Origin of the sequence: Streptomyces sp. NPDC017936 (assembly GCF_044328485.1) — a bacterium.
In the GTDB taxonomy this organism is placed as follows: Bacteria; Actinomycetota; Actinomycetes; order Streptomycetales; family Streptomycetaceae; genus Streptomyces.
This window is the reverse complement of sequence record NZ_JBIRHK010000008.1, coordinates 213,402-240,029: the sequence shown is the minus strand read 5'-3', so window position 1 is coordinate 240,029 and position 26,628 is coordinate 213,402. Positions and strand designations below refer to the sequence as shown.

Annotated in this window: 24 protein-coding genes; 17 read left to right on the top strand and 7 right to left on the bottom strand. The window is 74.7% G+C overall.

Annotation, left to right across the window (positions count from 1 at the left end):
- Positions 1 to 8: 8 nt before the first annotated feature.
- The 3 genes from ACH4F6_RS18920 to ACH4F6_RS18910 are packed head-to-tail and all read left to right on the top strand — an operon-like array spanning position 9 to position 3,130.
- Complete coding sequence (locus ACH4F6_RS18920; RefSeq protein ID WP_397961338.1) at positions 9 to 1,394, top strand: aldehyde dehydrogenase family protein; 1,386 nt, start codon at positions 9 to 11, stop codon at positions 1,392 to 1,394.
- On the top strand, positions 1,391 to 2,173 hold the full coding sequence (locus ACH4F6_RS18915) for a 3-oxoacyl-ACP reductase (protein ID WP_397961337.1): 783 nt from the start codon (positions 1,391 to 1,393) through the stop codon (positions 2,171 to 2,173). The genes ACH4F6_RS18920 and ACH4F6_RS18915 overlap by 4 nt, the downstream gene beginning before the upstream one ends.
- Positions 2,174 to 2,200: 27 nt before the next feature.
- The gene (locus ACH4F6_RS18910) at positions 2,201 to 3,130 is read left to right on the top strand and encodes a DUF2510 domain-containing protein (protein ID WP_397961531.1); all 930 of its coding nucleotides are present in this window, start codon (positions 2,201 to 2,203) and stop codon (positions 3,128 to 3,130) included.
- 27 nt (positions 3,131 to 3,157) lie between these two features.
- Here the strand turns inward: ACH4F6_RS18910 and ACH4F6_RS18905 are convergent, their stop codons facing one another.
- A complete protein-coding gene (locus ACH4F6_RS18905) occupies positions 3,158 to 4,360 on the bottom strand; it encodes an amino acid deaminase/aldolase (RefSeq protein ID WP_397961336.1) in 1,203 nt (400 codons plus the stop codon).
- A 1,680-nt stretch (positions 4,361 to 6,040) separates the two neighbouring features.
- On the opposite strand from ACH4F6_RS18905, the gene ACH4F6_RS18900 reads away from it, so the two are divergent.
- Positions 6,041 to 7,168 (top strand): hypothetical protein, encoded by a 1,128-nt coding sequence (locus tag ACH4F6_RS18900; protein ID WP_397961335.1) that lies wholly within the window; start codon positions 6,041 to 6,043, stop codon positions 7,166 to 7,168.
- Positions 7,165 to 8,358: a type VII secretion-associated serine protease mycosin gene (gene mycP, locus ACH4F6_RS18895; RefSeq protein ID WP_397961334.1), complete on the top strand. Its 1,194-nt coding sequence runs from the start codon at positions 7,165 to 7,167 to the stop codon at positions 8,356 to 8,358. The genes ACH4F6_RS18900 and mycP overlap by 4 nt, the downstream gene beginning before the upstream one ends.
- Here mycP and ACH4F6_RS18890 read toward each other — a convergent pair whose 3' ends face one another.
- Entirely contained in the window at positions 8,359 to 9,471 is a 1,113-nt protein-coding gene (locus ACH4F6_RS18890; protein WP_397961333.1) for a serine hydrolase, read from the bottom strand.
- Positions 9,472 to 9,620: 149 nt separating this feature from the next.
- On the opposite strand from ACH4F6_RS18890, the gene ACH4F6_RS18885 reads away from it, so the two are divergent.
- Entirely contained in the window at positions 9,621 to 10,364 is a 744-nt protein-coding gene (locus ACH4F6_RS18885) for an SseB family protein (protein ID WP_397961332.1), read from the top strand.
- Here the strand turns inward: ACH4F6_RS18885 and ACH4F6_RS18880 are convergent.
- The gene (locus ACH4F6_RS18880) at positions 10,355 to 10,732 is read right to left on the bottom strand and encodes a DUF1844 domain-containing protein (protein WP_397961331.1); all 378 of its coding nucleotides are present in this window, start codon (positions 10,730 to 10,732) and stop codon (positions 10,355 to 10,357) included. The genes ACH4F6_RS18885 and ACH4F6_RS18880 overlap by 10 nt on opposite strands.
- A gap of 404 nt (positions 10,733 to 11,136) precedes the next feature.
- Between ACH4F6_RS18880 and infC the strand changes: the two genes are divergently transcribed.
- The 9 genes from infC to ACH4F6_RS18835 all read left to right on the top strand — a co-directional run bounded on the left by infC (position 11,137) and on the right by ACH4F6_RS18835 (position 21,032).
- Positions 11,137 to 11,775: a translation initiation factor IF-3 gene (infC, locus tag ACH4F6_RS18875; protein WP_397961530.1), complete on the top strand. Its 639-nt coding sequence runs from the start codon at positions 11,137 to 11,139 to the stop codon at positions 11,773 to 11,775.
- Between the two features lie 111 nt (positions 11,776 to 11,886).
- Positions 11,887 to 12,081: a 50S ribosomal protein L35 gene (gene rpmI, locus ACH4F6_RS18870; protein ID WP_004933563.1), complete on the top strand. Its 195-nt coding sequence runs from the start codon at positions 11,887 to 11,889 to the stop codon at positions 12,079 to 12,081.
- Between the two features lie 102 nt (positions 12,082 to 12,183).
- Positions 12,184 to 12,567 carry a 50S ribosomal protein L20 gene (gene rplT, locus ACH4F6_RS18865; RefSeq protein WP_003989074.1) on the top strand — a complete coding sequence of 128 codons (384 nt, stop codon included), beginning with the start codon at positions 12,184 to 12,186 and terminating at the stop codon, positions 12,565 to 12,567.
- 248 nt (positions 12,568 to 12,815) lie between these two features.
- On the top strand, positions 12,816 to 13,667 hold the full coding sequence (locus ACH4F6_RS18860; protein WP_397961330.1) for a TrmH family RNA methyltransferase: 852 nt from the start codon (positions 12,816 to 12,818) through the stop codon (positions 13,665 to 13,667).
- 47 nt (positions 13,668 to 13,714) lie between these two features.
- Complete coding sequence (locus ACH4F6_RS18855; protein ID WP_397961328.1) at positions 13,715 to 14,854, top strand: ATP-binding protein; 1,140 nt, start codon at positions 13,715 to 13,717, stop codon at positions 14,852 to 14,854.
- A gap of 136 nt (positions 14,855 to 14,990) precedes the next feature.
- The gene (pheS, locus tag ACH4F6_RS18850; protein ID WP_397961327.1) at positions 14,991 to 16,112 is read left to right on the top strand and encodes a phenylalanine--tRNA ligase subunit alpha; all 1,122 of its coding nucleotides are present in this window, start codon (positions 14,991 to 14,993) and stop codon (positions 16,110 to 16,112) included.
- Complete coding sequence (gene pheT / locus ACH4F6_RS18845; protein WP_397961325.1) at positions 16,112 to 18,625, top strand: phenylalanine--tRNA ligase subunit beta; 2,514 nt, start codon at positions 16,112 to 16,114, stop codon at positions 18,623 to 18,625. Before pheS ends, pheT begins: the two co-directional genes overlap by 1 nt.
- Positions 18,626 to 19,064: 439 nt before the next feature.
- The gene (locus tag ACH4F6_RS18840; RefSeq protein ID WP_397961324.1) at positions 19,065 to 20,405 is read left to right on the top strand and encodes a transcriptional regulator; all 1,341 of its coding nucleotides are present in this window, start codon (positions 19,065 to 19,067) and stop codon (positions 20,403 to 20,405) included.
- A gap of 99 nt (positions 20,406 to 20,504) precedes the next feature.
- Positions 20,505 to 21,032, top strand: a complete 528-nt coding sequence (locus ACH4F6_RS18835) for an NUDIX hydrolase (RefSeq protein ID WP_397961323.1) — start codon at positions 20,505 to 20,507, stop codon at positions 21,030 to 21,032.
- Positions 21,033 to 21,126: 94 nt separating this feature from the next.
- Here ACH4F6_RS18835 and ACH4F6_RS18830 read toward each other — a convergent pair whose 3' ends face one another.
- The gene (locus ACH4F6_RS18830; RefSeq protein ID WP_397961322.1) at positions 21,127 to 21,384 is read right to left on the bottom strand and encodes a hypothetical protein; all 258 of its coding nucleotides are present in this window, start codon (positions 21,382 to 21,384) and stop codon (positions 21,127 to 21,129) included.
- A gap of 182 nt (positions 21,385 to 21,566) precedes the next feature.
- Positions 21,567 to 22,442 carry a 3-hydroxybutyryl-CoA dehydrogenase gene (locus ACH4F6_RS18825; protein WP_397961321.1) on the bottom strand — a complete coding sequence of 292 codons (876 nt, stop codon included), beginning with the start codon at positions 22,440 to 22,442 and terminating at the stop codon, positions 21,567 to 21,569.
- Positions 22,443 to 22,630: 188 nt separating this feature from the next.
- Here ACH4F6_RS18825 and ACH4F6_RS18820 point away from each other — a divergent pair, with 188 nt between their 5' ends.
- Positions 22,631 to 23,866, top strand: a complete 1,236-nt coding sequence (locus ACH4F6_RS18820) for a glycoside hydrolase family 10 protein (RefSeq protein ID WP_397961320.1) — start codon at positions 22,631 to 22,633, stop codon at positions 23,864 to 23,866.
- 16 nt (positions 23,867 to 23,882) lie between these two features.
- On the opposite strand, the gene ACH4F6_RS18815 is transcribed toward ACH4F6_RS18820, so the two are convergent.
- Together ACH4F6_RS18815 and ACH4F6_RS18810 are read right to left on the bottom strand one after the other, a co-directional pair.
- Positions 23,883 to 24,089: a DUF1918 domain-containing protein gene (locus ACH4F6_RS18815; protein WP_397961319.1), complete on the bottom strand. Its 207-nt coding sequence runs from the start codon at positions 24,087 to 24,089 to the stop codon at positions 23,883 to 23,885.
- A 92-nt stretch (positions 24,090 to 24,181) separates the two neighbouring features.
- On the bottom strand, positions 24,182 to 25,123 hold the full coding sequence (locus tag ACH4F6_RS18810; protein ID WP_397961318.1) for a DMT family transporter: 942 nt from the start codon (positions 25,121 to 25,123) through the stop codon (positions 24,182 to 24,184).
- Here ACH4F6_RS18810 and ACH4F6_RS18805 point away from each other — a divergent pair.
- Complete coding sequence (locus ACH4F6_RS18805) at positions 25,122 to 26,618, top strand: PLP-dependent aminotransferase family protein (RefSeq protein WP_397961317.1); 1,497 nt, start codon at positions 25,122 to 25,124, stop codon at positions 26,616 to 26,618. The two genes, ACH4F6_RS18810 and ACH4F6_RS18805, sit on opposite strands and share 2 nt — an antisense overlap.
- The last annotated feature ends 10 nt before the right edge of the window (positions 26,619 to 26,628 follow it).

The window sequence follows — 26,628 nt, the reverse complement described above, 5'->3', positions numbered from 1 at the left end:
GGCCGCTCTTGTCCCACGAGTACGCACCCGAGCTCCAGGTCCTGAACCCGGCCACCGAGGAGGTCGTCGCCACCGTCCCCGCCGCGAGCGCCGCCGACGTGGACGCCGCCGTCGTACGGGCCGCCGCCGCGCAGACGAAGTGGGCCGCGCTGCCGCCGGGAGACCGGGCCCGGCTGCTGCGGCGGTTCGCGACGACGGTCGACGCGCACCGGGAGGAACTGGCGCGGCTGGAGGTCCGCGAGGCCGGGCACACCGTCGGCAACGCCCGCTGGGAGGCGGGCAACGTACGCGACCTGCTCGACTACGCCGCCGGGGGCGTCGAGCGCCTGACCGGCCGTCAGATCCCGGTCGCCGGTGGCCTGGACGTCACGTTCCTCGAACCGCTGGGCGTCGTCGGCGTGATCGCGCCCTGGAACTTCCCGATGCCCACCGCGGCCTGGGCCACGGCCCCCGCGCTCGCCGCCGGCAACGCCGTGATCCTCAAGCCGGCCGAGACGACCCCGCTGACGGCGCTGCGCCTGGCCGAACTGGCCCTGGAAGCAGACCTTCCCGAGCACCTGTTCCAGGTGCTGCCCGGCCACGGCCCCGTCGCGGGGAACGCCCTGGTCGAGCACCCGGGCGTCGCGAAGATCGTCTTCACGGGCTCGACGGCCGTGGGCAAGCAGGTGCTGGCGAAGGGCTCGGCCCTCCTCAAGCGCGTCACCCTGGAACTCGGCGGCAAGAGCCCCAACATCGTCTTCGCCGACGCCGACCTCGAGGCCGCGGCGGCCGCCGCACCCCTGTCCTTCCTCGACAACGCCGGCCAGGACTGCTGCGCCCGCACCCGCATCCTCGTCCAGCGCAGTGCCCACGACCGCTTCCTCGGCCTGCTCGCCCCCGCCGTCGAGTCCGTCCTCGTCGGCGACCCGTCCGACGAGCGGACCGAGATGGGCCCGCTGATCTCCCGCGTCCAGCTCGACCGCGTCCGCGCGTACGTCGACCCGGCCGCCCCCGGCATCCGCGGCAAGGCCCCCGAGGGGCCCGGCTTCTGGTTCCCGCCGACCGTCCTCACCGGCGTCGACCCGCACGCGCGCGTGGCCGTCGAGGAGGTCTTCGGACCCGTCGCCGTCGTCCTGCCCTTCGACGACGAGGCGGACGCCGTCCGGCTCGCCAACGCCACCGACTACGGCCTCTCCGGTTCCGTCTGGACCCGGGACGTGGGCCGCGCCCTGCGTGTCTCGCAGGCCGTCCGGGCCGGGAACCTGTCCGTCAACTCCCACTCCAGCGTCCGTTACTGGACCCCGTTCGGCGGCTTCAAGCAGTCCGGCGTCGGCCGCGAGCTGGGCCCGGACGCGCTGGCCGCCTTCACCGAGACCAAGAACGTCTTCATCAGCACGGAGGGCCCCGCACAGTGACCGAAGAGATCATCTGCCGCCGGCTCGTCGGCCGCACCGCCGTCATCACCGGAGCCGGCAGCGGCATCGGCCTCGCCACCGCGCGCCGCCTCGCCTCCGAGGGCGCCCACGTCGTCTGCGGCGACGTCGACGAGGCCCGTGGCAAGGCGGCCGCCGAGGAGGCCGGCGGCATCTTCGTGAAGGCCGACGTCACCGACCCCGCCCAGGTCGAGGCACTGTTCGGGGCGGCCCACGACACCTACGGCAGCGTCGACGTCGCCTTCAACAACGCCGGCATCTCCCCGCCCGACGACGACTCCATCCTGGAGACCGGCCTGGAGGCCTGGAAGCGCGTCCAGGAGGTCAACCTCACCTCCGTCTACCTGTGCTGCAAGGCCGCCCTCCCCTACATGCGGCGCCAGGGCAAGGGCTCCATCATCAACACGGCGTCCTTCGTGGCCCGGATGGGCGCGGCGACCTCGCAGATCTCGTACACGGCTTCCAAGGGCGGTGTCCTCGCCCTGTCCCGGGAACTGGGCGTGCAGTTCGCGCGGGAGGGCATCCGCGTCAACGCCCTGTGCCCGGGGCCGGTCAACACCCCGCTGCTGCGGGAGCTGTTCGCCAAGGACCCCGAGCGGGCGGCCCGCCGCCTCGTCCACATCCCGCTCGGCCGGTTCGCCGAGGCCGAGGAGATCGCCGCCGCCGTCGCCTTCCTGGCCAGCGACGACTCCTCCTTCGTCAACGCCGCCGACTTCCTCGTCGACGGCGGTATTTCGGGCGCCTACGTCACACCCCTGTAGGGCCGGCCCTACAGTGCCGGGATGAGCATGACGACCCCGCCCGGCTGGTACCGCGACCCGTCGGCCCCCCACCGGGAACGCTGGTGGGACGGCACGGCCTGGACGGAGCACCGGCGCGCTCCGCAGGCCCCGGCGCCGCGGGCGCCCGGGGGCTTCGGCCCGCCGCCCGCCGCGGCGGGCGGCCGTCCCGGCCGGGCCGGAGCCGTCGCCCTGGCCGTGGCGGGGGCCGTCCTCGTGGCGGCGATCGTGACGGGGGTCGTCGTCCTCGGCGGGGACGACGGGGACGGCCCGCGGCCGGCCGCGGGCCCGACCGCCGCCACCGCGCCGGCGTCGGCCACCGGGTCCACCGGCCCGGCAACGGCCACGGCCGGGCCGTCCGCCGAGGACCCGTCGGTCGTCGTCGACGAGCTGAACGGCATCACCTTCCCGCTGCCCGACGGCTGGGTCCTCCCGGAGTACGTCTCCGTGCCCGACGTCGTCATGACCACCGACGGCACCTACGACTGCCCGGGCGACGGCGGCGTCTGCCGGCACGGTCTGGTCCTCTCCCGCACGGTCACCGACACCGCCGAGACCTCGCCCGAGGCCCTCGCCGAGAGCGACATCGCCGACGCGGCCGAGGACGCCTACGACCGCGACCTCCTCGGCCGGCGGCCCTTCGGCGGCGTCGAGTCCCACAGCGTGGTGGCCTCCGGGCAGGTCGCGGTCGCGGGCCGCGCCGGGTACTACGTCCGCTGGCGGGTGACGACCGCCGAGGGACCCGGCGGCTACGTGCAGTCCCTGGTCTTCCCCTCCACCGTCGGCACCGAGGCCCCGGTCCTCGTCCGCTTCGTCTTCGACGCCGGCGAGGACGGGCCGCCGCTCGCCGACATGGACCGCATCACCGAGGGCATCCGCCCGATCGGCGACGCGGACACCGGCGGGGGCGTCGGCAGCGGCATCGGACCCACCGGCTGAGCCGCCGGACCGGCGGCGCCGGCCGGACTACAGGAACGTGCGGCCCTCGCCCCGGTACGTCGGCACCGTCGCCGTCACCGTGTCCCCCTCGACCAGGTGCAGCACGTCGAACCGCTCGCACAGCTCACCGGCCTTCGCGTGCCGGAACCACACCTTGTCGCCGATCAGCAGGTCGTCGGCGGGGGAGCCGAGCAACGGCGTCTGCACCTCGCCGGGACCCTCCTGCGGGTCGTAGCGCAGCCCCTCCGGCAGCCAGGGCACCGGCAGCCGGTCGGTCCCGGCCGCACCGGAGGCCGGATACCCGCCGCCGAGGACGGTGACCACCCCCACCCCGGGCCTGCGCACGACGGGCTGGGCGAACAGGGCGGCCGGACGGCCCCTGAACGACGTGTAGTTGTCGAACAGCCGCGGCACGTACAGGCCCGACCCCGCCGCGATCTCGGTCACCGCGTCCTCGGCGGCGGTGTGCTGCACGCTGCCGGTGCCACCGCCGTTGACGTACTCCAGATCCGGCGCCACGGCCCGCACCGCGCGCACCACGGCGGCCCGCCGCCCGGCGAGTTCGCGGCGCGCGGCGGACTGCATCAGCCGGACCGCGCGCGACCGCAGCGGACGTCCCGCGACCGCGTCGCCGACGCCGGCGACGTGCCCCTCGTACGCCATGATCCCCACCAGCCGGAATCCCGGCCGCCGGGCCACCGCCCGCGCCAGGTCGGCCATGTGGGCGGGGGAGTGCAGCGGGGAGCGCCGGGCGCCGATCCGCACCCGTCCGCCGAGCAGCTTCAGGGAGGTGTCCAACTCCAGGCAGACCCGGACCACTTCGTTTCCGCCGGCCCGCGCGGCGTCGATCAGGTCGAGCTGGGCGACGTCGTCGACCATGACGGTGACGGCGGAGGCGAGCTTGGGGTCGCCGGCCAGCTCGGCGAAGCCGGCCCGGTCCGCCGAGGGGTAGGCGAGCAGGATGTCGTCGAACCCGGAGCGCGCCAGCCACAGCGACTCGGCGAGGGTGAACGACATGACGCCCGCGAAGCCGTCCTTCGCCAGGACGCGTTCCAGCAGGGCCCGGCAGCGGACGGACTTGCTGGCGACCCGGACCGGCTTGCCGCCCGCCCGGCGGAGGATGTCGTCGGCGTTGGCGTCGAACGCGTCCAGGTCCACGAGGGCGAGGGGGGCGTCGAGATGGGCGGTGGCCCGGTCGTAACGGGCCCGGTCGGCGGCGCGCGCAGTCATGGACGCAGCCTGCCAGACCGGATTACCACGGGGTAGGGGGATGTTCCGGGCAGATGCCCCCGGGGTGGCGGGACTGGTTCCCGTCCGCGCAGGAACAAGCCGTAGAGTGACGCGCACGCACGGACGAACGGCTCCGGCCGGGCAGCCGTGCCGGGATGCCGGCCCGCCCGTGCGGGTATGCGTGCCCGGACGGACCCGGACGTCCGCACCGGGCCGCGCGGCACGGCGAACGAGGGCCCGCGCGGGAGAACGACGGCCCGGGCACGAGGAAACGGGGGGTGCATGAGCACGGACGCTCACCGCGCCTCGGTCCCCCCGCGCCCCACCGCCCCTCCCGCCCCCACCACACCTCCACCCCCGTCCTCCCCTCCGGTCCCGGACACCCGCCCCGCCTCCGGCGCACCGCCACGGCCGACGGCGCCGCCGCGCCCGGCCAGGCCGCCGAGGACGGCAGCGCCCGAGCGGGCGGAGACCTCGTCGCGGCGCGACGGCGGCCGGACGGAGAGCCCGGCCGCGTCCCGGCACGCGTCCGGCCCCGCGCGGGACGCGGCCGGCGCCGGCGACACCGCGCCCCGGACCGGCCGGGTCGTGCCCCCCGCGCGGCAGGACCACCCCCCGGCCGCCCCGGAACCGGCGCCCCCCGCCCCCCGCTTCCCGAACCGGCCGGCCACGGACCCGTCGGTCCCGAACCCGCCGACCACGGACCCGTCGGCCACGGACCCGATGACCCCGCCCCCGCCGCCCGCGTCGGCCCGCTTCCCGGACGCCCCGCCGTCGACGAGCCGGACCGCCCCCGCCGCCCGCCCCGGCTCCACCGGCCCGTCCCCCCGTGACGGCGCCCCGGCCGGCCCCGACGACGCACCCCACCGGGACCCGCGGAGCGCTCGCCCGGCCGGCCCGGACGGTACGCGCTCCGCCGACGGCGCCCCGGCTCGCCCGGCCGGCGCGGAAGCGCACCGTCCGGCCCGCCTCGACGGCCCCCGTTCCCCCGGCGCGGACCCGGCTCGTCCTGTCGGCCCTGCCGGGGCCCGGCCTGCCGAGACCGGTGCGGCCCGCCCCGCAGGCACGGCGGGGCCCCGCCCGGCCGGCCCGCGTTCCGCCGGTGGTGCCCCGGCCCGCCCGGCCGGTGTGGAGGCTCACCGTCCGGCCCGCCTGGACGGCCCGCGTTCCGCCGGTGGTGCCCCGGCCCGCCCGGCCGGTGTGGAGGCTCACCGTCCGGCCCGCCTGGACGGCCCGCGTTCCCCCGGCGCGGACCCGGCTCGCCCCGCCAATGCGGAGGCTCACCGTTCGGCCGGCCCGGACGGTACGCGCTCCGCCGACGGCGCCCCGGCTCGCCCGGCCGGCGCGGAAGCGCACCGCCCGGCCCGCCCGGACGGCCCCCGACCCTCCGGCACTGACCCGGCTCGCCCCGCCGACGTGGATCCGGCTCGTTCCGTCCGTCCCTCCGGGGCGGACCCCGTCCGCGCGGCCGGCGCCCGCCCCGACGGACCCGGCGCCGGACGCCTCGGCGGACCCGGCGCGGGACGTCCCGCCGGTGCGGCCGGTGTGCGTCCCGCCCGCGCGGAGGGGACCCGCGCGGAGGACTCCGCCCCCGTGTGCCCGGCCGAGGGCGCGGACGCCCCGGACACCACCCGGCCCCCCGGCTCGGGAACGGCTTGGACCCCCCTCCCGCGGGGCTGGGTGCCCAGCCCCGCCCAGGCACCCCGGGACGCCCTGTCCACCGCCGTGCCCGGACGTCGTCCCGACGCGCCCGACGAGGACGGCCGGCCCGCGTGGACGCCCACGAACCCCGTGCCCGAACCCCCCGCCGCCGACGACTCCGGGCCCGCCTGGACCCCGGCCGCGCCCGCCCGCCACCCCGACGCCGGCGCCCCGGAAGCGCCGGCGACCGCGCGGGTCCCCCGGCAGGCCGAGTCCCCGACCGCCCCGCCGCCCGCGCGGAACGGCCCGGTCGCCCCCGACCCCGCCCTCTCCTGGAGCGCTCCCCCGCGGCCCGGCGCCACCCGGCCCGTCGTCACGTTCGCCGAACCGGAGGTGCCCGGGGGCTCCCCCCGCACCCACCGGGGCCGGACCGTCGCGGCCGCCGCCTGCGTCGTCCTCGGACTGGGACTCATCGGCGGAGCCGTCACCGGCAGCTGGCTCGTCGGCGACTCCGCGGAGGCGGGGGAGCGGGGCGCCTACACCGCCGCCGCCGACCTGTGGCACAACGTGCCCGTCGACCAGCTGTTCCCGCCCACCGTGGACGGACAGGGCGCGGGCCCCGGCGGCGCCGACCGCACCTGGACGCGGATCGCCGTCGCCCCCGACGGCGGCTGCGCCGACGCCTTCGACCCGCTGCTGCTCAAGGCGCTCGCGCCGGTCGGCTGCACCCGTCTGCTGCGCGCCACCTACACCGACGCCACCCAGAGCCACGTCACCACCGTCGGACTGCTGTTCACCAAGGCGGACGCGGCCGGCATGCGCGCGCTCGACACCCGGTTCGCGAAGGAGGGCCTCGCCCGCCGCACCGACCTGGTGCCCCGCGCGTACGCCGCGCAGGACACGGTCGCCGCCGGCTTCGGCGACCGGCAGCGCGCCTCGTGGACGATCTCCGTCCTCACCGACGCGCCCGTCGTCGTCTACGCCGTCTCCGGCTGGGCCGACGGACGTACGGTCGCCACCCCGCAGCCGGCCGCCGAGGCCACCGCGTCCGGCGCCGGCACGGCCCCCGCCCAGGCCGGCCTGGGCAACGAGGCCAAGGGCCTCGCCGACCGCATCGAGCGCGCCCTGCGCAGGACCGTCGCCTCGCCCTCGGAGCAGCCCTCATGAGCAGCAGCCGCACCAGCCGCACGACGACGCGCCGGACCGGCCTGCTGTGCTGCCTGCTGGCCGCCTCCGTCGCCCTCCTGCCCGCCGCCCCGGCGCACGCCGACAGCATCCGCGACCAGCAGTGGGGGCTGGAGGCCCTGCACACCGACGAGGTCTGGCAGACCACCAAGGGCGCGGGCGTCACCGTCGCCGTCCTCGACACCGGCGTCGAGTCCGACCACCCCGACCTCGACGGCAACGTCCTGGCCGGCAAGGACCTGGTCGGTTTCGGCGCCGGGCCCGGCGACCGCGCCTGGGCCCGCCACGGCACCGCGATGGCCGGCATCATCGCCGGCCACGGACACGGCACCGCCGACGCCGACGGCGTCCTGGGCATCGCCCCGGAGGCGAAGATCCTGCCCGTCCGCGTGATCCTGGAGGACGGCGACCCCGCCCGCACCAAGGCCCGCAACACCCGCGGCAACGCCCTCGCCGAAGGCATCCGCTGGGCCGCCGACCAGGGCGCCGACGTCATCAACCTCTCCCTCGGCGACGACTCCGCCTCGGCCCATCCCGAGCCCGCCGAGGACGAGGCCGTCCAGTACGCCCTGAAGAAGGGTTCCGTGGTCGTCGCCTCGGCCGGCAACGGCGGCGAGAAGGGCGACCACATCTCCTACCCGGCCGCCTACCCGGGCGTCATCGCCGCGACCGCCGTCGACCGCTACGGCACCCGGGCGTCCTTCTCCACCCGCCGCTGGTACGCCACGGTCAGCGCCCCCGGCGTCGACGTCGTGATCGCCGACCCGGACCACCGGTACTACCAGGGCTGGGGCACCTCCGCGGCGGCCGCGTTCGTCTCCGGCGCCGTCGCCCTCGTCAAGGCCGCCCACCCGGGGCTGACGCCGGCGCAGATCAAGAAGCTGCTGGAGGAGACCGCCCGCAACTCGCCCACCGGCGGGCGGGACGACTCCCGCGGCTTCGGCCTCGTCGACCCGGCCGCCGCCATCGAGGCCGCCGCCGGCCTCGAGCCCGAGGGCCTGCGGTCCGCGTCCTACGGCGAGAAGTACTTCGGGTCCGGTCCGGACGCCGAGAAGGCCGACGGCGGCGCGTCGAGCTGGGCCGGCCCGCTCGCCGGCGGCGCCGGGGGCGCGCTGCTCGTCGCCGCGGTGGTGCTGTGGCGCGGCCGCCACCGGCGGTACGAGACGTTCTAGTCACCCCGAAGCGGAAACCGCACCCGATGCCGAGCCCGCACCCGATGCCGAGCCCGCACCCGAAGCCGAGCCCGCACCCGATGCCGATGCCGATGCGGCGGTGACCGGCGCCGACGCCGCAGCCGCCGCTGCCGACGCCGGGGCCGTGGCGGTCCCGTCCGTGAACACCGACACCGCCGCCCTCGCCGCCGCCTCGACCAGCGCGATGCCCGTCGCCTGCGTCGCGGTGCCGTTCGACAGCACCACCACCAGGTGGTCGTGGCCGCCGGCGGTCACCCGTCCGATGCTGTTGACGTCCCACAGTCCGGTCGCCGACCGCGGCAGCCACCCGTTCTTCAGTGCCCACGACGCACCGTCCGCGGCGGCCGAGACCCCCCACCGCTGCCCGACGGCTATTCGTCCCATCAGCCCCCGCAGATACGTCCGCGAGGCCTCGCTCAGCGCCGAGTCCTCGCCGAAGACCTGCCGCAACAGGATGAGCTGGTCGGCGGCCGTCGTCTGCGTCAGCCCCCACAGCATGCCGTCGCCGCCCTCGGTGTCCGTGAGCCCGAACCGCTCGTTCGCGGCGTCGAGGCCCCGGGCCGTGCCGATGGCCCGCCACAGGGTCGACGCCGAGTCGTTGTCGCTGTTCTCGATCATCGCGGCGGCACAGGCCTCCTCCTGCGCGGTGAGACGACGCCCCTCGTCCTGCGCCCGCAGCAGCAGCGCCGCCAGGATGTCCACCTTCACGATGCTCGCCGTGTCGAACGCCGCCGTCCCGTACACGGCGCTCTCCCCGGAGTCCACGTCCAGCACGGCCACGGACACCGCCGCGCCGTCCGGCACGGTCACCGACTCCATGGCCGCCGCCAGCAGCGCGTCGTGATCGGCCCCGGGCTCCGCCATCGGCTCCACCGACTTCCCCGCCTCCTCGTCCTGTGCCGGTCCCGACGCCGAGGGAGACGGCGCCGACGACGGCAGGGCGTCCCCGCCGGAGTGCGCCCCGGCCGTCACGTACACGGTCCCACCCGCGCCGACGCCCAGGACGGCGACGGCGGCGAGCGCGGACCAGAGAAGGGGGCGGCGGTACCGGGACGGGCGAGCGCGGCCGCGACGTGCTCGGGAAGGCTGCATGCCCGTGATGGTGGGGGCGCCGGCTGTGCCTCCCCTGGGACGCACGTGAGATCCGGGTCAGGGAACCCTGAGAAACCCGTGAACCCGGTCACCACCGTGTCACCGGCCCCGCACGAGCCCGGCAGCATCCCCCCGATAGGGTCGGCACCGTGGCGAACAAGAACATTCCCGACCCCGGCTTCTCCGACGACGACGGCTCCGCCGACCCCCGGCTGAGCGCCGCGCTCGCCGCCTGGGCCGAGGACCGCACCGCCGTGGGCCCGGTGCTGGAGGCCCTCGAGGGGGCCCGGCTGCTCGTTCCCGTCGTGGCGGTGCTCGGAGAGGTCGAGGAGGACGAGAACGGGCTGCGCCGCGAGAAGACCAGCGACATGGCCGTTCCGACCCTCAGGGCGGGCGACCGCACGGCCCTGCCCGCCTTCACCTCCACCGAGTCGCTCGCCCGCTGGGACCCCGCCGCCCGCCCCGTCGCCGTACCCCTGCACCAGGCCCTGCAGGCCGCCGCGCACGAGAAGGCGGACACCGTCGTGCTCGACCTGGCCGGCCCGGTGGCCTTCGAACTGACGGGACCGGCGCTGCTCGCCCTCGCCGAGGGCCGCACCACGGCCGACCCGCTCGCCGACCCGGCGGTGCGGGAGGCGGTCCGGGCCGCCGTGGCCGCCGAGCCCGCCGTGCTCCGTGCCCACCTCGGGCCAGGGCAGGCCGACGGCACCCTCGCCCTCGTCCTGGACCCGGCCGCCGCTCCCGCACAGGCCGCCCGGGCCGTGGCCGGGCGCCTGGCCGCCGACGAAACACTCAGGGCCCGCCTGGTGCGCGGCCTCGACCTGGCACTGCTGCCGGCCGGGACGACGCCTCCGGGCGAGCCCCTGTACGTGCGGGGTGAGGGTCAGCCGTAGACCGGGCCGGTGTACTTCTCGCCCGGACCCTGGCCCGGCTCGTCCGGGACGACCGACGCCTCGCGGAACGCCAGCTGGAGCGACTTCAGGCCGTCGCGCAGCGGGGCCGCGTGGAACGAGCTGATCTCCGTCGCGCTCGCGTCGAGCAGACCGGCGAGGGCGGTGACCAGCTTGCGGGCCTCGTCCAGGTCCTTGTACTTGTCGCCCTCCTCGGTCAGACCGAGCTTCACGGCGGCGGCGCTCATCAGGTTGACGGCGACCGTCACGATCACCTCGACCGCGGGCACCTCGGCGATGTCGCGGGTCATCTCGTCGAAACCGGCGGCGCCGGGGGTCTCGGGGGAGTCCGAGGGGGAGGTCTCACTCATGTCCCACACGATAGGTGCAGGGGGCCCCGGTCACGCACCTGGCCCCGGGCCGCTCCGATTCGCCCTTCCCGGCGCCACCTGCTAATCTCGACTAACGACCGGTCGGACACGCGTGCCCCTCAGCAGGCGGGCCCGGCCCACAAGTGGAGGCTCCGAACTCCCACCCGACCACCCTCCGGGGAGGCGGGTCACCCCGGTCAGGCGGCCGCCATCGTTCCGTACGGACGATGGAGTCGCCCGGTAGTGCGCCCCGCGGTCCTCGCGTCGGTGCTCCGGAAGTGTTGGGAGCCCCGCCTGTGATCGTTCGGGGCATTTTTTGTGCTTCGGCGTGGTTATAGGTCTAACGACACAGACGTTACGCGGCCGTCCGCCAGACCGCCGCGTGGTGCTACCGAGGAGGATCCATCAGCGCCGAGCCCCGCATCAACGACCGGATTCGCGTTCCCGAGGTGCGACTTGTCGGTCCCAGTGGCGAGCAGGTGGGCATCGTCCCCCTGGCCAAGGCACTGGAGCTTGCGCAGGAGTACGACCTGGACCTGGTCGAGGTCGCGGCGAACGCCCGCCCGCCGGTCTGCAAGCTCATGGACTACGGGAAGTTCAAGTACGAGTCGGCCATGAAGGCCCGTGAGGCGCGCAAGAACCAGGCGCACACGGTCATCAAGGAGATGAAGCTCCGGCCGAAGATCGACCCGCACGACTACGACACCAAGAAGGGTCACGTCGTCCGGTTCCTCAAGCAGGGCGACAAGGTCAAGATCACGATCATGTTCCGTGGTCGCGAGCAGTCCCGGCCGGAGCTCGGCTACCGACTGCTCCAGCGGCTCGCGGAGGACGTCCAGGACCTCGGGTTCGTCGAGTCGAACCCGAAGCAGGACGGCCGCAACATGATCATGGTTCTCGGTCCGCACAAGAAGAAGACCGAGGCGATGGCCGAGGCCCGTCAGGCGCAGGAGGCCCGCAAGGCCGAGGCGAAGGCCAACCCCGGCCGCTCGCAGAACCCTGCCGATGCCGAGACGCCGGCCGAGGAGCCTGCCGAGGCGTGATCCGCGGGACGCCAGTCCCCTGGACGTAACCGATACAAGAGCGACGCTCCACCCGTGCCCGGTTTTCGCGACCGGGCACCGGAGCGCCACCGACGAGGAGAGAACGGCGCTATGCCGAAGAACAAGTCGCACAGCGGTGCCAGCAAGCGCTTCAAGGTCACCGGCTCCGGCAAGGTGCTCCGTGAGCGCGCCGGCAAGCGCCACCTGCTCGAGCACAAGTCGTCCCGAGTGACGCGTCGCCTCACCGGCAACGCCGAGATGGCCCCGGGCGACGCCGCGAAGATCAAGAAGCTTCTCGGCAAGTGACGCGTCGGGTGCGGCCCCTTTCCGCGCCTGACCTCCGACCGGGACCCAATCGTTTCCGGGCCGTGTGAGGACCACCACGGCCCCGCTACAAGGAGTTAACAAGTGGCACGCGTCAAGCGGGCAGTCAACGCCCACAAGAAGCGCCGGGCGATCCTCGAGCAGGCCTCCGGCTACCGCGGTCAGCGTTCGCGCCTGTACCGCAAGGCCAAGGAGCAGGTCACCCACTCGCTGGTCTACAACTACAACGACCGCAAGAAGCGCAAGGGCGACTTCCGTCAGCTGTGGATCCAGCGCATCAACGCCGCTGCCCGCGCCAACGGCATGACCTACAACCGCTTCATCCAGGGTCTGAAGGCCGCGAACGTCGAGGTCGACCGCAAGATCCTGGCCGAGCTCGCCGTGAACGACGCAGGTGCGTTCGCCGCGCTCGTCGAGGTCGCGCAGAAGGCGCTGCCGTCGGACGTGAACGCGCCGAAGGCCGCGTGACGCCGCGCCGGCACTGAGCCGACGTGACCGAAGGACCCGCAGGCGTCAGCCTGCGGGTCCTTTGCTGCTGGCCCCGCCCCGGCGGCCGATCCGGGTGCGGGCCGTCCGTGGCCGACCGCGCGGTTCCCCGCGCCCCCGGGGTCGCAGGCGCCGCGCTGCGCGGTCACCCGCAGCCGCACCTCGCCGACGCGGGCGAGCGAGACCCCGGCGGTACCAGAACCCACCGAGCTTCCGAAGGTGAACAGAACATGCCCCCCGCCAGCCCCGAGCTGATCTCCCCCCGTTCCCCCCGTGTCGCCGCCGCCAGGCGGCTCGCCCGGCGGAACTTCCGGGGGAAGGAGCGGCTGTTCCTCGCGGAGGGGCCGCAGGCCGTGCGGGAGGCGGCGGCGCACGGCGGGGACACCCTGACCGAACTGTTCGCCACCGTCGAGGCCGCGGAGCGGTACGCCGACATCGTGGGGGAGGCCCGAGCCGCCGGCGCCCGCGTCCATCTCGCCGACGAGCAGGTCATCGCCGACATCTCCACCACGGTGACCCCGCAGGGCCTCGTCGGGATCTGCCGGTTCCTCGACACCCCCTTCGAGGACGTCCTCGCCGCCCGCCCGAAGCTCGTCGCCGTACTGGCGCACGTGCGCGACCCGGGGAACGCCGGCACGGTGCTGCGGTGCGCCGACGCGGCCGGCGCCGAGGCCGTCGTGCTGACCGACGCGTCCGTCGATCTCTACAACCCCAAGGCCGTCCGCGCCTCCGTGGGGTCGCTGTTCCATCTGCCCGTCGCCGTCGGGGTGCCCGTCGAGCAGGCCGTGGCGGGGCTGAAGGAGGCCGGGGTGCGGATCCTCGCCGCCGACGGGGCGGGGCAGGACGACCTGGACGACGAGCTGGACAAGGGCACCATGGGCGGGCCCACGGCGTGGGTGTTCGGCAACGAGGCCTGGGGACTCCCGGAGGAGACCCGCGCCCTCGCCGACGCCGTCGTCCGCGTCCCCCTCCACGGAAAGGCCGAGAGCCTGAACCTCGCCACCGCCGCGGCCGTATGTCTCTATGCGTCGGCCCGTGCACAGCGCGCCTCCGGAGGGTGCCGCTCCGTCACCGAGAGCTAGTAGGGTGACGGACTCGGGGGTCCTCGTCAGGGAGGTGGGGTACGGGGATGAGTGCCGGTACGAGCAGCGCACCGGGAGCCAGGGACACGCGGCGCCCGCCCGCGGCCCGACCGGCCGGTGAGTCCGCCGGACCCGGCATCGACCCCGACGACCTGCCCGACGGCCTCGTCGTCGCCGACGAACACGGGCACGTCGTCTGCTTCAACGCCGCCGCCGAGCGCATCACCGCCGTTCCCGCCGCCGAGGCCCTGGGACAACGGCTCGACAAGGCCCTGCCCCTGGAGGACCTGGAGGGCCGGCGCTGGTGGCAGCTGACCGACCCGTACGGCGGCCTCGCCATCCGGGTGCGCCAGCCCGAGCGGAACCTGCTGCTGCCGGGCGGACGCGAGGTGCTCGTCTCCGCGCGGTACGTCCGCGGCGAACCCACCGGACCCGTCCGGCGCGTCGTCGTCTCGCTCCGTGACACCGAGGCCCGTCGCCGCACCGAGCGCAGCCACGCCGAGCTGATCGCGACGGTGGCCCACGAACTGCGCTCGCCGCTCACCTCCGTGAAGGGCTTCACCGCCACCCTCCTCGCCAAGTGGTCGCGCTTCACCGACGACCAGAAACGGCTGATGCTGGAGACGGTCGACGCGGACGCCGACCGCGTCACCCGCCTCATCGCCGAACTGCTGGACATCTCCCGGATCGACAGCGGACGGCTGGAGGTGCGCCGCCAGCCCGTCGACATAGGCGCCGCCGTCGGCCGGCACATCCAGGCCTACGTCGCCGCCGGGCAGCCCGCCGACCGGTTCCTGCTGCGCGTCGAACAGCCGCTGCCCGCCCTGTGGGCCGACCCCGACAAGGTCGACCAGGTGCTCAGCAACCTCATCGAAAATGCCGTGCGCCACGGCGAGGGAACCGTCACCATCGACATCACGCCCGCCGCGTCCCCCCGGGAGGGGGAGGACACCGGTACGTCGGTCACCGTGAGCGACGAGGGCACGGGCATCCCGGAGGAGTCCATGAACCGCGTCTTCACCCGCTTCTGGCGGGGCAGCAAGCGCGGCGGGACGGGCCTCGGGCTGTACATCGTCAAGGGCATCGTCGAGGCCCACGGCGGCGCCATCACGGTCGGCCGCGCCCCCGGCGGCGGCGCCGAGTTCCGCTTTACGCTGCCCGTGGGCGCCCCGGCGTATCTCGCCTGACGGCCCACGGGCTCTTCGTACACCTCCACCCCGTTAGACTCGGCCTTTGGCACCTTTGTGTCCCGAAAACCATGACGCACTGTCCACGAGCCGGTGACGGGGACCATCCGCCAGCCAATCGGAAGCACGGGAAGAGATGTCGGCACCCAATAAGTCGTACGACCCTGTCGAGGTCGAGGCGTTGAAACCGGAAGAGATCGAGCGCATGCGGGACGAGGCGCTCGCCGCCTTCGCCGCCGCGGACTCCCTCGACGCGCTCCAGGAGGCCAAGGTCGCCCACACCGGCGGCACCTCCCCGCTGGCCCTCGCCAACCGCGAGATCGGCGCGCTGCCCCCGCACGCCAAGGCCGCCGCGGGCAAGCTCGTCGGCCAGGCCCGGGGCGCCGTGAACAAGGCGCTCGCCGCCCGCCAGGCCGAGCTGGAGGCCGAGCGCGACGCGCGCGTGCTGGTCGAGGAGGCCGTGGACGTCACGCTGCCCCACGACCGCGTGCCGGCCGGCGCCCGCCACCCGCTCACCACGCTCTCGGAGCGCATCGAGGACGTCTTCGTCGCCATGGGCTACGAGGTCGCCGAGGGCCCGCAGGTCGAGGCCGAGTGGTTCAACTTCGACGCGCTGAACATCGGGCCGGACCACCCGGCCCGCGGTGAGGCCGACACCTTCTTCGTCGAGGGCCCCCGGGGCGGCACCGAGTCCGGCGTCGTCCTGCGCACCCACACCTCGCCGGTCCAGATCCGCTCCCTGCTCGACCGCGAGCTGCCGGTCTACGTGATCTGCCCCGGCCGCGTGTACCGCACCGACGAGCTGGACGCCACGCACACCCCGGTCTTCCACCAGGTCGAGCTGCTCGCCGTCGACGAGGGCCTGACCATGGCCGACCTCAAGGGCACCCTCGACCACATGGTCCAGGCGCTGTTCGGCGAGGGCATGAAGACCCGGCTGCGGCCGAACTTCTTCCCGTTCACCGAGCCGTCCGCCGAGATGGACATGGTGTGCTACGTCTGCCGCGGCGAGTCCGTCGGCAACCCCGACCGGCCCTGCCGCACCTGCTCCAGCGAGGGCTGGATCGAGCTCGGCGGCTGCGGCATGGTCAACCCCAAGGTGCTCACCGCCTGCGGCGTGGACCCGGAGAAGTACAGCGGCTTCGCCTTCGGGTTCGGCATCGAACGGATGCTGATGTTCCGCCACAACGTCGAAGACATGCGAGACATGGTCGAGGGTGACGTCCGGTTCACCCGGCCGTTCGGGATGGAGATCTGATGCGGGTCCCGCTTTCTTGGCTGCGGGAGTACGTCGACCTGCCGGCCACCGAGACCGGCCGTGACGTCCAGGCCAAGCTCATTTCGGCCGGTCTGGAGGTCGAGACCGTCGAGCACCTCGGTGCCGACCTCAAGGGCCCGCTGGTCGTCGGCCAGGTGCTGACCATCGAGGAACTGGAGGGCTTCAAGAAGCCGATCCGCTTCTGCACCGTCGACGTCGGCCGGGCCAACGGCACCGGAGAGCCCCAGGAGATCGTCTGCGGCGCCCGCAACTTCTCCGTCGGCGACAAGGTCGTCGTGGTCCTGCCCGGCGCCACGCTGCCCGGCGGCTTCTCGATCTCCGCGCGCAAGACCTACGGCAAGACGTCCCACGGCATGATCTGCTCCAGCGACGAGCTGGGCATGGGCGACGACGGCAGCCACGGCATCATCGTGCTGCCGCCGGAGACCGAGGTCGGCAAGGACGCCATCGAGCTGCTGGAGCTGGTCGACGAGGTCCTGGACATCGCCGTCACCGCCAACCGCGGCGACTGCCTGTCCCTCCGCGGCGTCGCCCGCGAGACCGCCATCGCCTACGGTCTGCCGCTGCGCGACCCGGCCCTGCTCGACGTGCCCGGCCCGAACGCCTTCGGCTACCCCGTCCAGGTCTCCGACCCGGTCGGCTGCGACCGGTTCACCGCGCGCACCGTCATCGGCCTGAGCCCCGAGGCGCGCTCCCCGATCTGGCTGAAGCGCCGGCTGCAGAAGGTCGGCATGCGCCCGATCTCGCTCGCCGTCGACGTCACCAACTACGTGATGACGGAGCTGGGCCAGCCCCTGCACGCCTACGACCGCAAGCTGGTCCGGGGAACCATCGGCGTCCGCCGGGCCGCGGAGGGCGAGCAGATCGTCACCCTCGACGGTGTCACCCGCAAGCTGCACGCCGAGGACCTCGTCATCACCGACGAGCGCGGGCCGATCGGCCTCGCCGGCGTCATGGGCGGCGCGAACACCGAGATCGCTGACCACGAGGACCTGGAGAACGCCACGACCGACGTGGTGATCGAGGCCGCGCACTTCGACGCCGTCTCCATCGCCCGTACGGCCCGCCGGCACAAGCTGTCCTCGGAGGCGTCCCGGCGCTTCGAGCGCGGGGTGGACCCGCAGGCCGCGGCCGCCGCCGCGCAGCGCACGGTCGACCTGCTGGTGCTGCTCGCGGGCGGTACCGCCGAGGCCGGCGTCACCGAGGTCGTCGCGCCGTCCGCGCCGCACACCGTCACGGTCCCGGCGGACCACCCGGACAAGGTCGCGGGCGTCGTCTACGGCCGCGAGACCGTCGTACGCCGGCTGCAGGAGATCGGCTGCGACGTGTACGGGGCGGACGAGCTGATCGTGACCGTGCCGTCCTGGCGGCCCGACCTCGCCGAGGCCAACGACCTCGCCGAGGAGGTCATCCGGCTGGAGGGCTACGAGAACCTGCCGTCCACGCTGCCGAAGCCGCCGTCGGGCCGCGGCCTCACCCCCCGGCAGCGGCTGCACCGCCGGGTCGGCCGCGCACTGGCCGGGGCGGGCTACGTCGAGGCGCCGAACTACCCCTTCATCGGCGAGAAGGTCTTCGACCAGCTCCTGCTGGAGGCCGACGACCCGGCCCGCCGCGTCGTCAGGCTGACCAACCCGCTCAACGACGAGGAGCCCGCGCTCCGCACGTCGCTGCTGCCGGGCCTGCTCGCCGCGCTGCGCCGCAACGACGGCCGTGGCTCGCACGACCTCGCGCTGTTCGAGACCGGGCTGGTCTTCCTCCCGGGCGAGGAGCGGCGTGCCGCCGGTCACCTGCCGGTCGACCGCCGCCCGACCGACGAGGAGCTCGCTGCGCTCGACGCCGCGCTGCCCGAGCAGCCGCGCCACGTCGCCGTCGTCCTCGCGGGCGCCCGCGAGCAGGCCGGCTGGTGGGGCAGGGGCCGCCCGGCCGACTGGGCCGACGCCGTCGAGGCCGCGCGGACCGTGGCCCGCGAGGCGGGCGCCGAGCTGACGGTCCGCGGCGGACAGTACGGTCCGTGGCACCCGGGCCGCTGCGCGGAGCTGGTCGTCGTCGCCGACGGCGCCGAGCGGGTCGTCGGGCACGCCGGCGAGCTGCACCCGCGGGTGCTGAAGGCGCTGGGCCTGCCCGCGCGCACCTGCGCGATGGAGCTGGACCTGGACGTCCTGGAGCGGGCCGGCGACGGCACGCCCCAGGCGCCGAGCATCTCCACCTTCCCGGTCGCCACGCAGGACGTCGCCCTCGTCGTCGACAGGTTCGTGCCGCACGCCGACGTCGAGGCCGCGCTGCGCGAGGGCGCGGGCGAACTGCTGGAGGGCATCCGGCTGTTCGACGTCTACGAGAACGCCGAGCAGCTGGGCGAGGGACGCAAGTCGCTCGCCTACGCCCTGCGCTTCCGCGCGGGGGACCGGACGCTGACGGTCGACGAGGCGTCGGCCGCCCGGGACGCGGCGGTGGCCCTCGCGGGCGAGCGGACCGGCGCGGTCCTGCGCGGCTAGGCAGCCGCCGCACCGGCGGCGAGCGCCGGCCGCCGGCCGGTCGCGCGGTCTCCCGCACCCCAGGAGTGCGGGGAGCCGCGCCGCGGAGCCCGGACCTCCGGGCGCCCGCGGCCCGGACCCGACGGAATCGGACCGGCCCTTCGGGGCCGGTCCGATTCCGTGTGTCAGGGGCCGCCCGGGGGCCGTCGGCGGGACGCCGGCGTCCTCGGCGCCGGGCGCTGCCGGCCCGCCCGCGCCCGCGAGACGCCGGGCCGTCGCTTTTCGAGGGGGAGCCGACGGCCCGGCGGTCCTCTTGCGAGGCGCTTCAGTCAACCGGCCGGAAACGCTCCGCGACAGCGCGCGCACAGCACGGACGCGCGCACTCGGTTCACACCCCGTGTGAACCGGGACCCGCTACCGTGAGTGGCGCCGTCGGCACCGAGCCACCGGGGGGCACCGCATGCAGCCCAACACACTGCTCGACGCGATCCTGGACGAGGCGGGCGTCTCCCACGCCGGGCTCGCCGCCCACGTCAACCAGGCGGGACGCGCCCGCGGACTCGCGCTGCGGTACGAGCACACGGCCGTCGCCCGCTGGCTGAAGGGCCAGCGGCCGCGCGGCCAGGTCCCCGACCTGATCTGCGAGGTGCTCGCCGCACGGCTGCAACGGTCCGTCACCCTCGACGACATCGGCCTCGGCGTCCCGGGCGAGCCCTCCGCCCCCCACGGCACCTCGCTGTCCGGCTTCGTGGAGCGGGCCACCGCCCTGTGGCGCTCCGACGAACAACAGCGCCCGCACGTCCTGGACGCCCCCGCCGTCACCGGCACGCCCGCGGTGATGCCGGTGTGGGAGTGGGAGAACCCGCCCGAGGACGTCGACGTCTCCCGTGGCGGCCGGCACCGGGTCACCCCCGCCGACATCGAGATGCTGCGCGCGGCCCGCGCCCATTACGAGCAGATGTACCGCAAGACCGGCGGGGTGGCGACCCGCAGCCGCATCGTCGGTTTCCTCAACGCCGAGGCGGCCCCGCTGCTGCGCGGCGGCTACACCGACGCGATGGGCCGTCAACTGCACCGGGCCACGGGCGGGTTGGTGGCGATCGCCGGCATCTGCGCGTACGACTCCGACGCGCACGGCCTCGCCCAGCGCTACTTCCACCAGGCGCTGCGGTCGGCCAAGGCCAGCGGCGACCGGGGGCTCGGCGCCTACGTGATCGCGCTGCTCGTCAACCAGGCGCTGTTCATGCGGGAGTACCGGCAGGCCGTCGCCTTCGCGGAGGCCGCGCTGCGCACCGCGGGCCGGCACATCACCCCCGCCCTCGCCTCCGACCTGTACGCGATGCAGGCGAAGGCGTACGCCCACCTCGGCGACGGCACCGGCGCCCTGTCGTGCATCCGGCGTGCCGAGACGGCCGCCGAGAGCATCCGGCGCGGACACGAGCCCGACGAGACCGGCTATGTCCAGCCGGGTCTGGTCAACGTCCAGGTCGCGGAGGCGCTGTTGAGCCTCGGCGACCTGTCGGCGGCGGCCGAGCACGCCGCGGCCGCCGTCGGCACCCCCGCCCACGACCGGGGCCGGGTGCACCGGCTCGCCATGCTGAGCACCATCGAACTGCGCCGGGGCAACGCGGACAAGGCGGTGGTGACGGCCGTGCGGATGGCCGAGCAGGCCCGGGGAATGGAGTCCCAGCGCCTGCGCGACAGACTCAGGGCGGTACGCGAGCACCTGGTGCGCAGCGGCTGCGCGGGCACGGCCGAGGCGGCCGAACTCATCGACGGGGCCCTGCGCGTACCGCTGTAGACACGGGTGCGGACACCGCCGCAGACCCGGACCCGAGCACCGGCACACCACCGTTCCTGCTGCGATATTGCCACTTACTCAACGGAAGGTGGCAGAACCGTGCAGTGGACGAAACAGAACGAACGAACTGTGTATGAAAACCGCTGGTTCAGCGTCAACCTCGCGGATGTCGCGCTGCCGGACGGCCGGCACCTCGACCACTTCCTCATACGGCTGCGGCCCGTCGCCGTGGCCACCGTGGTGAACGAGGCCAACGAGGTCCTTCTGCTGTGGCGTCACCGCTTCATCACCGACAGCTGGGGGTGGGAACTGGCCGCGGGCGTCGTCGAGGACGGCGAGGACGTCGTCCGCGCCGCCGCCCGGGAACTGGAGGAGGAGACCGGCTGGCGGCCGGGACACCTGCGCCACCTGCTGAGCGTGGAGCCGTCCAACGGGCTCACCGACGCCGTCCACCACATCTACTGGTCGCAGGAGGGGGAGTACGTCGGGCACCCCGTGGACGACTTCGAGTCGGAGCGCCGCGAATGGGTCCCGCTCAAGCTCGTCCCCGACATGGTCGCCCGCGGGGAGGTGCCGGCCGCCAACATGGCGGCCGCGTTACTGCTCCTGCACCACCTCAGGCTGTGAGGCCCGGCGGCGCCCCGCGAGCCCTGCGGGCGCGGGGCGCCGCGCGCGCCGCGGGCGGGCCACGGCCGTCGTCACCGCACGCGCGGCGCGGGTCTCAGTGTCCGAAGGCCTGCCAGACCGTCACGACGAGGGCGCCGACGGCCGTGATCGCCGCGATCGACGGCAGCGGCCAGCGGGCGTGCTCCAGGGTGACGATCCGGGAGCCCAGTTCGTCGAGCTCCTTGGCGGTCTCCTCGGTGCGGTGCGTGAGCAGCGCGAGACCTCCCTCGACGCGGGCGTACGCCACGTCGAGCCGACGGCGTAACTCCGCGAGTTCTCCATGGACGACGGGATGCTCGGGATCGGCGGTCACGAGTCCGCTCCTTTCCGTAGGGGTTCACATCCCTTGCCTGCACAGGGTGAGTGAAGCCGCCCGGCGGGCCGGAGGGGAGAGTGTGCGCGCGGCATATGCGGGCCCGGTGCGCACACGGTGTGCGAACGCCGCGGGCCCGGCACTCGACGGAGTGCCGGGCCCGTCCGGGGCGGCCGCGGCGATCAGCCGTAGGTGTAGAAGCCCGATCCGGTCTTGCGGCCCAGCCGGCCCGCGTCGACCATGCGCTGGAGCAGCGGGGGAGCGGCGTACAGCGGCTCCTTGTACTCCTCGTACATGCTCTGCGCGACCGACGCGACCGTGTCCAGGCCGATCAGGTCGGACAGCTTCAGCGGGCCCATCGGGTGGGCGCAGCCCAGCTCCATGCCGTTGTCGATGTCCTCGCGGCTGGCGATGCCCGTCTCGAACATCCGGATCGCGGAGAGGAGGTAGGGGATCAGCAGCGCGTTGACCACGAAACCGGAGCGGTCCTGGGCGCGGATGGCGTGCTTGCCCAGCAGCTTCTCGGCGAACAGCTGGGCCCGGCCGAGCGTGCCCTCGGAGGTGGTCAGCGCGGGGATCAGCTCGACGAGCTTCTGCACCGGGGCCGGGTTGAAGAAGTGGATGCCGACGACCTGGTCGGGCCGCGAGGTGGCGACCGCCAGCTTCACCAGCGGGATGGAGGAGGTGTTGGAGGCCAGGATGGCGTCCGGGCGCGTCACGACCTGGTCCAGCACCTGGAAGATCTCGGTCTTGACCTGCTCGTTCTCCACGACGGCCTCGATGACCAGGTCGCGGTCGGCGAACTCGCCGAGGTCCGTGGTGAAGCTCAGGCGCGCCTGCGTGGCGTCCCGCTCCTCCTCGGTGATCTTGCCGCGCTCGGCGGCCTTGGCCAGGGAGTTGAACAGCCGGGTACGGCCGATCTCCAGGGCTTCGCCGGTGGTCTCGGCGACCTTGACGTCGAGACCGGCGCGGGCGCAGACCTCGGCGATGCCCGCCCCCATCTGACCGCAGCCGACCACTCCGACGCGTGCGATGTCTCCCGCTGGGATGTCCGTCACATCGTCCCCTTCACTGCGCTCACGTTGAGGCTGTTTGGCTCTGACAGGTCTGCCGGGTCCCGGTCCGCCTGCTCCGATCGTGCACGTTACTAGCAAGTATCGATGATCGATCGTCTGGGTGGGTGCATCCTGGGCGCGGAGACGATCCGTGACCGAGCGGATCCGCTGCGTGCAGGGGGGTGTGTGCGATGGGACGACTGACCCGGCGGGCGTTCGCCCTGGCCGCGCTGTCGGCCGTCACGACGACCGGGGCGGCGGCCGCTCAGGGACGCGCCCCGGTCCACGGGGGCCACCGGGCCGAGAGCGAGATGCGGGGCATGTGGCTGGCCACCGTCGCCAACCGCGACTGGCCGTCCCGCCCCGGCCTGCCCGCCGACCGGCAGCGCTCGGAGCTGCTCGGCTGGCTGGACCTGGCCGTCCGCCACCGTCTCAACACCGTGGTGTTCCAGGTGCGGCCCACGGCCGACGCGCTGTGGCCCTCCGCGTACGAGCCCTGGTCGCAGGTGCTCACCGGCACCCAGGGCAAGGCGCCGGGCTGGGACCCGCTGGGGACGGCCGTCGAGGAGGCCCACGCCCGCGGTCTCGAGCTGCACGCCTGGTTCAACCCGTACCGGATCGCCACCCACGCCGACCCCACGAGGCTCGTCGCCTCCCACCCGGCACGCCGGCACCCCGACTGGGTGGTGCCGTACGGCGGGAAGCTCTACTACGACCCCGGCCTGCCGGAGGTCCGCGCGTTCGTGCAGGACGCGATCCTCGACGCGGTCGGGAAGTACCCGCTCGACGCGGTGCACTTCGACGACTACTTCTACCCGTACCCGGTGGCCGGCCAGACCTTCGACGACACCGCCGCCTACGACCGCCACGGCGGGGGCTTCCCCGACCGGGCCGCCTGGCGGCGCGACAACATCGACAAGCTGGTGGCCGAGACGGCGGCCCGCGTCAAGGCGGCCCGGCCCACCACGCAGTTCGGCATCAGCCCCTTCGGCGTCTGGCGCAACGCCGCCACCGACCCGCGCGGCTCGGACACCCGGGCACTGCAGTCCTACGACGCCGTCCACGCGGACACCCGCACGTGGGTGCGCGAGGGCTGGCTCGACTATGTGGTACCGCAGCTCTACTGGCACATCGGTTTCTCCGCCGCCGACTACGCCCGGCTCGTGCCCTGGTGGGCCGAGGTGGCGCGCGGCAGCAGGACCAGGCTCTACATCGGGGAGGCGCTGTACCGGGCGGGCGATCCCGCACAGCCCGCGGCCTGGCAGGACCCGGCCGAGCTGTCCCGGCACCTCACCCTGGCCCGGCAGCACCCGGAGGTGCGCGGACACGTCCACTTCGCCGCCGGGGACGTGGCGGCCGACCGGATCGGCGCGATGGCGCGGGTGGCCGCCGACCACTACCGGCAGCCGGCGGAGCCCCCGCGCTGATTCGAGAGGGAGGGTCCTACCGGCCGAGGGGCCGGCCGGTCTCCCTGTGCCGGATCTCGGTGTCCGGGCCCGGCGCGCACAGACCCTCGTGCCCGTCCTGGAAGCGGACGCGGTACGGGGGGTTGCCCTCGTGGCCCAGTATTTCGACGATCTCGCCGACCTTGTCGTGTTGCCCGACCACCCTGCCGTGCTGGACAAGCTGGTCGCCCACGGTTGCACGCATCTTGGGGGCCTCCTCACCAGGAGCGGGAGCAGCGGTCCGTGGCCTTGAGTCTACGACGCCGGGCGGTGGCGGGAAGGGGCCGCGAGGCCCGCTCAGCCACGCGCCCGCTGGGTGACGGCGATGCAGACGAGCACCGCCGCGGCCGTCAGCGGGGCGGCCACTGTCAGGTGCTCGCCCAGCAGCAGCACCGACCACACCAGTGTGAGCAGGGGCTGGGCCAACTGCAACTGGCTGGCCTTGGGGATGCCGATGGCCGCCATGCCCCGGTACCACACGACGAGACCGAGGAACTGCGAGCCCGCCGCGACCCACAGCACACCGGCCACGCTGTGCGCGGTCAGCCGGACCGGCTCGTGGGCGAGGGCCAGCGCGGCGGCCGGCACGGCGAGCGGCAGGCACAGCACCAGCGCCCAGCCGATGACCTGCCAGCCGGGCATCACCCGGGCCAGCCGGCCGCCCTCGGTGTAGCCGGCCGCGCACACCACCAGCGCCCCGAACAGATACAGGTCGGCGCCGCTCAGGGCCCCGCCGCTCTGCTGCACGGTGAACGCGACCACCGCGCCCGCCCCCGCCAGCGCGGCCGACCAGAAGGTGCGCGAGGGGCGGGAGCCGACGCGCAGGGCGGAGAAGAGCGCGGTGGTCAGCGGCAGCAGGCCGACGACGACGGCCGCGTGCGCCGTGGTGGACGTCCGGAGGGCGAGCGTGGTGAGCAGGGGGAAGCCGACCACGACACCGGCGGCCACGACGGCGAGCCCCGGCCAGTGGCGGCGGGCCGGCGGCGGCACCCGCAGGGCCAGCAGACAGCCGCCCGCGATCAGCGCCGCCAGCACGCTGCGCACGGCGACCAGCGTCCAGGGCCCGAAGCCCTCCAGGCCCCAGGCGGTGGCGGGAAAGGTGAGGGAGAAGGCGACGACCCCCAGAGCGGCCTGGACGGTGCCGCCGAGCCCGCGCCGCGGCCGAGGAGCCGCCGGAACCGCCGACGGGGTGGTGACTGCTATCGACGCCGAGGGGATAGCGCTACTCTCTGTCTTCATGCACGAGCGTAGCAGTGTCACGGAACTGGCGGAACGTCTCCGAAGGGAGCTGGACCGCTACTCTCCCGGTGGAAAGCTCCCGTCGAGCCGGGCCCTCGTCGAACGCTTCCGGGTGAGCCCGGTGACCGTCTCGCGCGCCCTGGCCCAGCTGGCCGCGGAGGGGCTGGTCGTCACCCGCCCCGGCGCCGGGGCCTTCCGCGCCCGGCCCCGTACGCCGTCCGCTCCGGCCGGTGACACCTCCTGGCAGGAGGTCGCGCTGAGCGCGGACGGCGCCGCCGACCTCGTGCCGCGCTCGGTGGACGCCTCCGGCGTCACCGTCTCGCTGGCCGCTCCGCCGCCCGGCGTGATCGAGTTCAACGGCGGCTACCTGCATCCCTCCCTGCAGCCGGAGCGGGCGATGTCCGCGGCGCTGGCCCGGGCCGGACGGCGCCCCGGAGCGTGGGGGAGGCCGCCCGTCGAGGGCCTGCCGGAGCTGCGCGAGTGGTTCGCGCGCTCCGTCGGCGGCGCCGTCACCGCCGCCGAGGTGCTGGTCAGCGCCGGCGGCCAGACGGCGCTCACCACCGCGCTGCGCGCCCTGGCCCCGCCCGGCGCGCCGGTGCTCGTCGAGTCCCCGACGTACCCCGGCATGCTGGCGATCGCCCGGTCGGCCGGGCTGCGCCCGGTGCCCGTGCCCGTCGACCCGGACGGCGTGCGGCCCGGACTGCTCGCGGACGCCTTCCGGGCGACCGGCGCCCGGGTCTTCGTCTGCCAGCCGCTGTTCCAGAACCCGACCGGCGCCGTCCTCGCCCCCGACCGGCGCGGCGAGGTGCTGCGCATCGCCCGCGAGGCGGGCGCCTTCGTCGTCGAGGACGACTTCGTGCGACGGCTCGTGCACGAGGACGCGGGACCGCTGCCGCGCCCGCTCGCCGCCGACGACCCCGACGGCGTCGTCGTCCACGTCGGCTCCCTCACCAAGGCGACCTCGCCCAGCTTCCGGGTCAGCGCCCTGGCCGCCCGCGGGCCCGTCCTGCAGCGGCTGCGCGCCATCCAGGTCGTCGACACCTTCTTCGTGCCCCGGCCGCTCCAGGAGGCCGCCCTCGAACTCGTCGGCTCGCCCGCCTGGCCGCGCCACCTGCGAACGATCGCGACCGAGCTGAAGGCCAGACGGGACGCGATGACCTCCGCCCTGGCCCTGCACCTCCCCGACCTGTCCCTGCCGCACGTCCCGTCCGGCGGCTACCACCTCTGGCTGCGCCTGCCCGACGGGACCGGGGGCGCCTCCCCGGCCCTCGGCTTCGGGGGAGAGGCGGCGTTCACGGCGGCGGCCCTGCGCGCGGGCGTCGCCCTCACCCCCGGCCGCCCGTACTTCAGCGCCGAACCCCCGGCCGGGCACGTCCGGCTGAGCTTCGCGGCGGTCGCCGGGACGGAGGAGATCGGCGAGGGGGTGCGCCGGCTGCGGGGGGCGTGGGAGGAGGTGCGGGCCGAATCCGTTCGACAGGGGACGCGCGATCTGTGAGGGTCCCCCC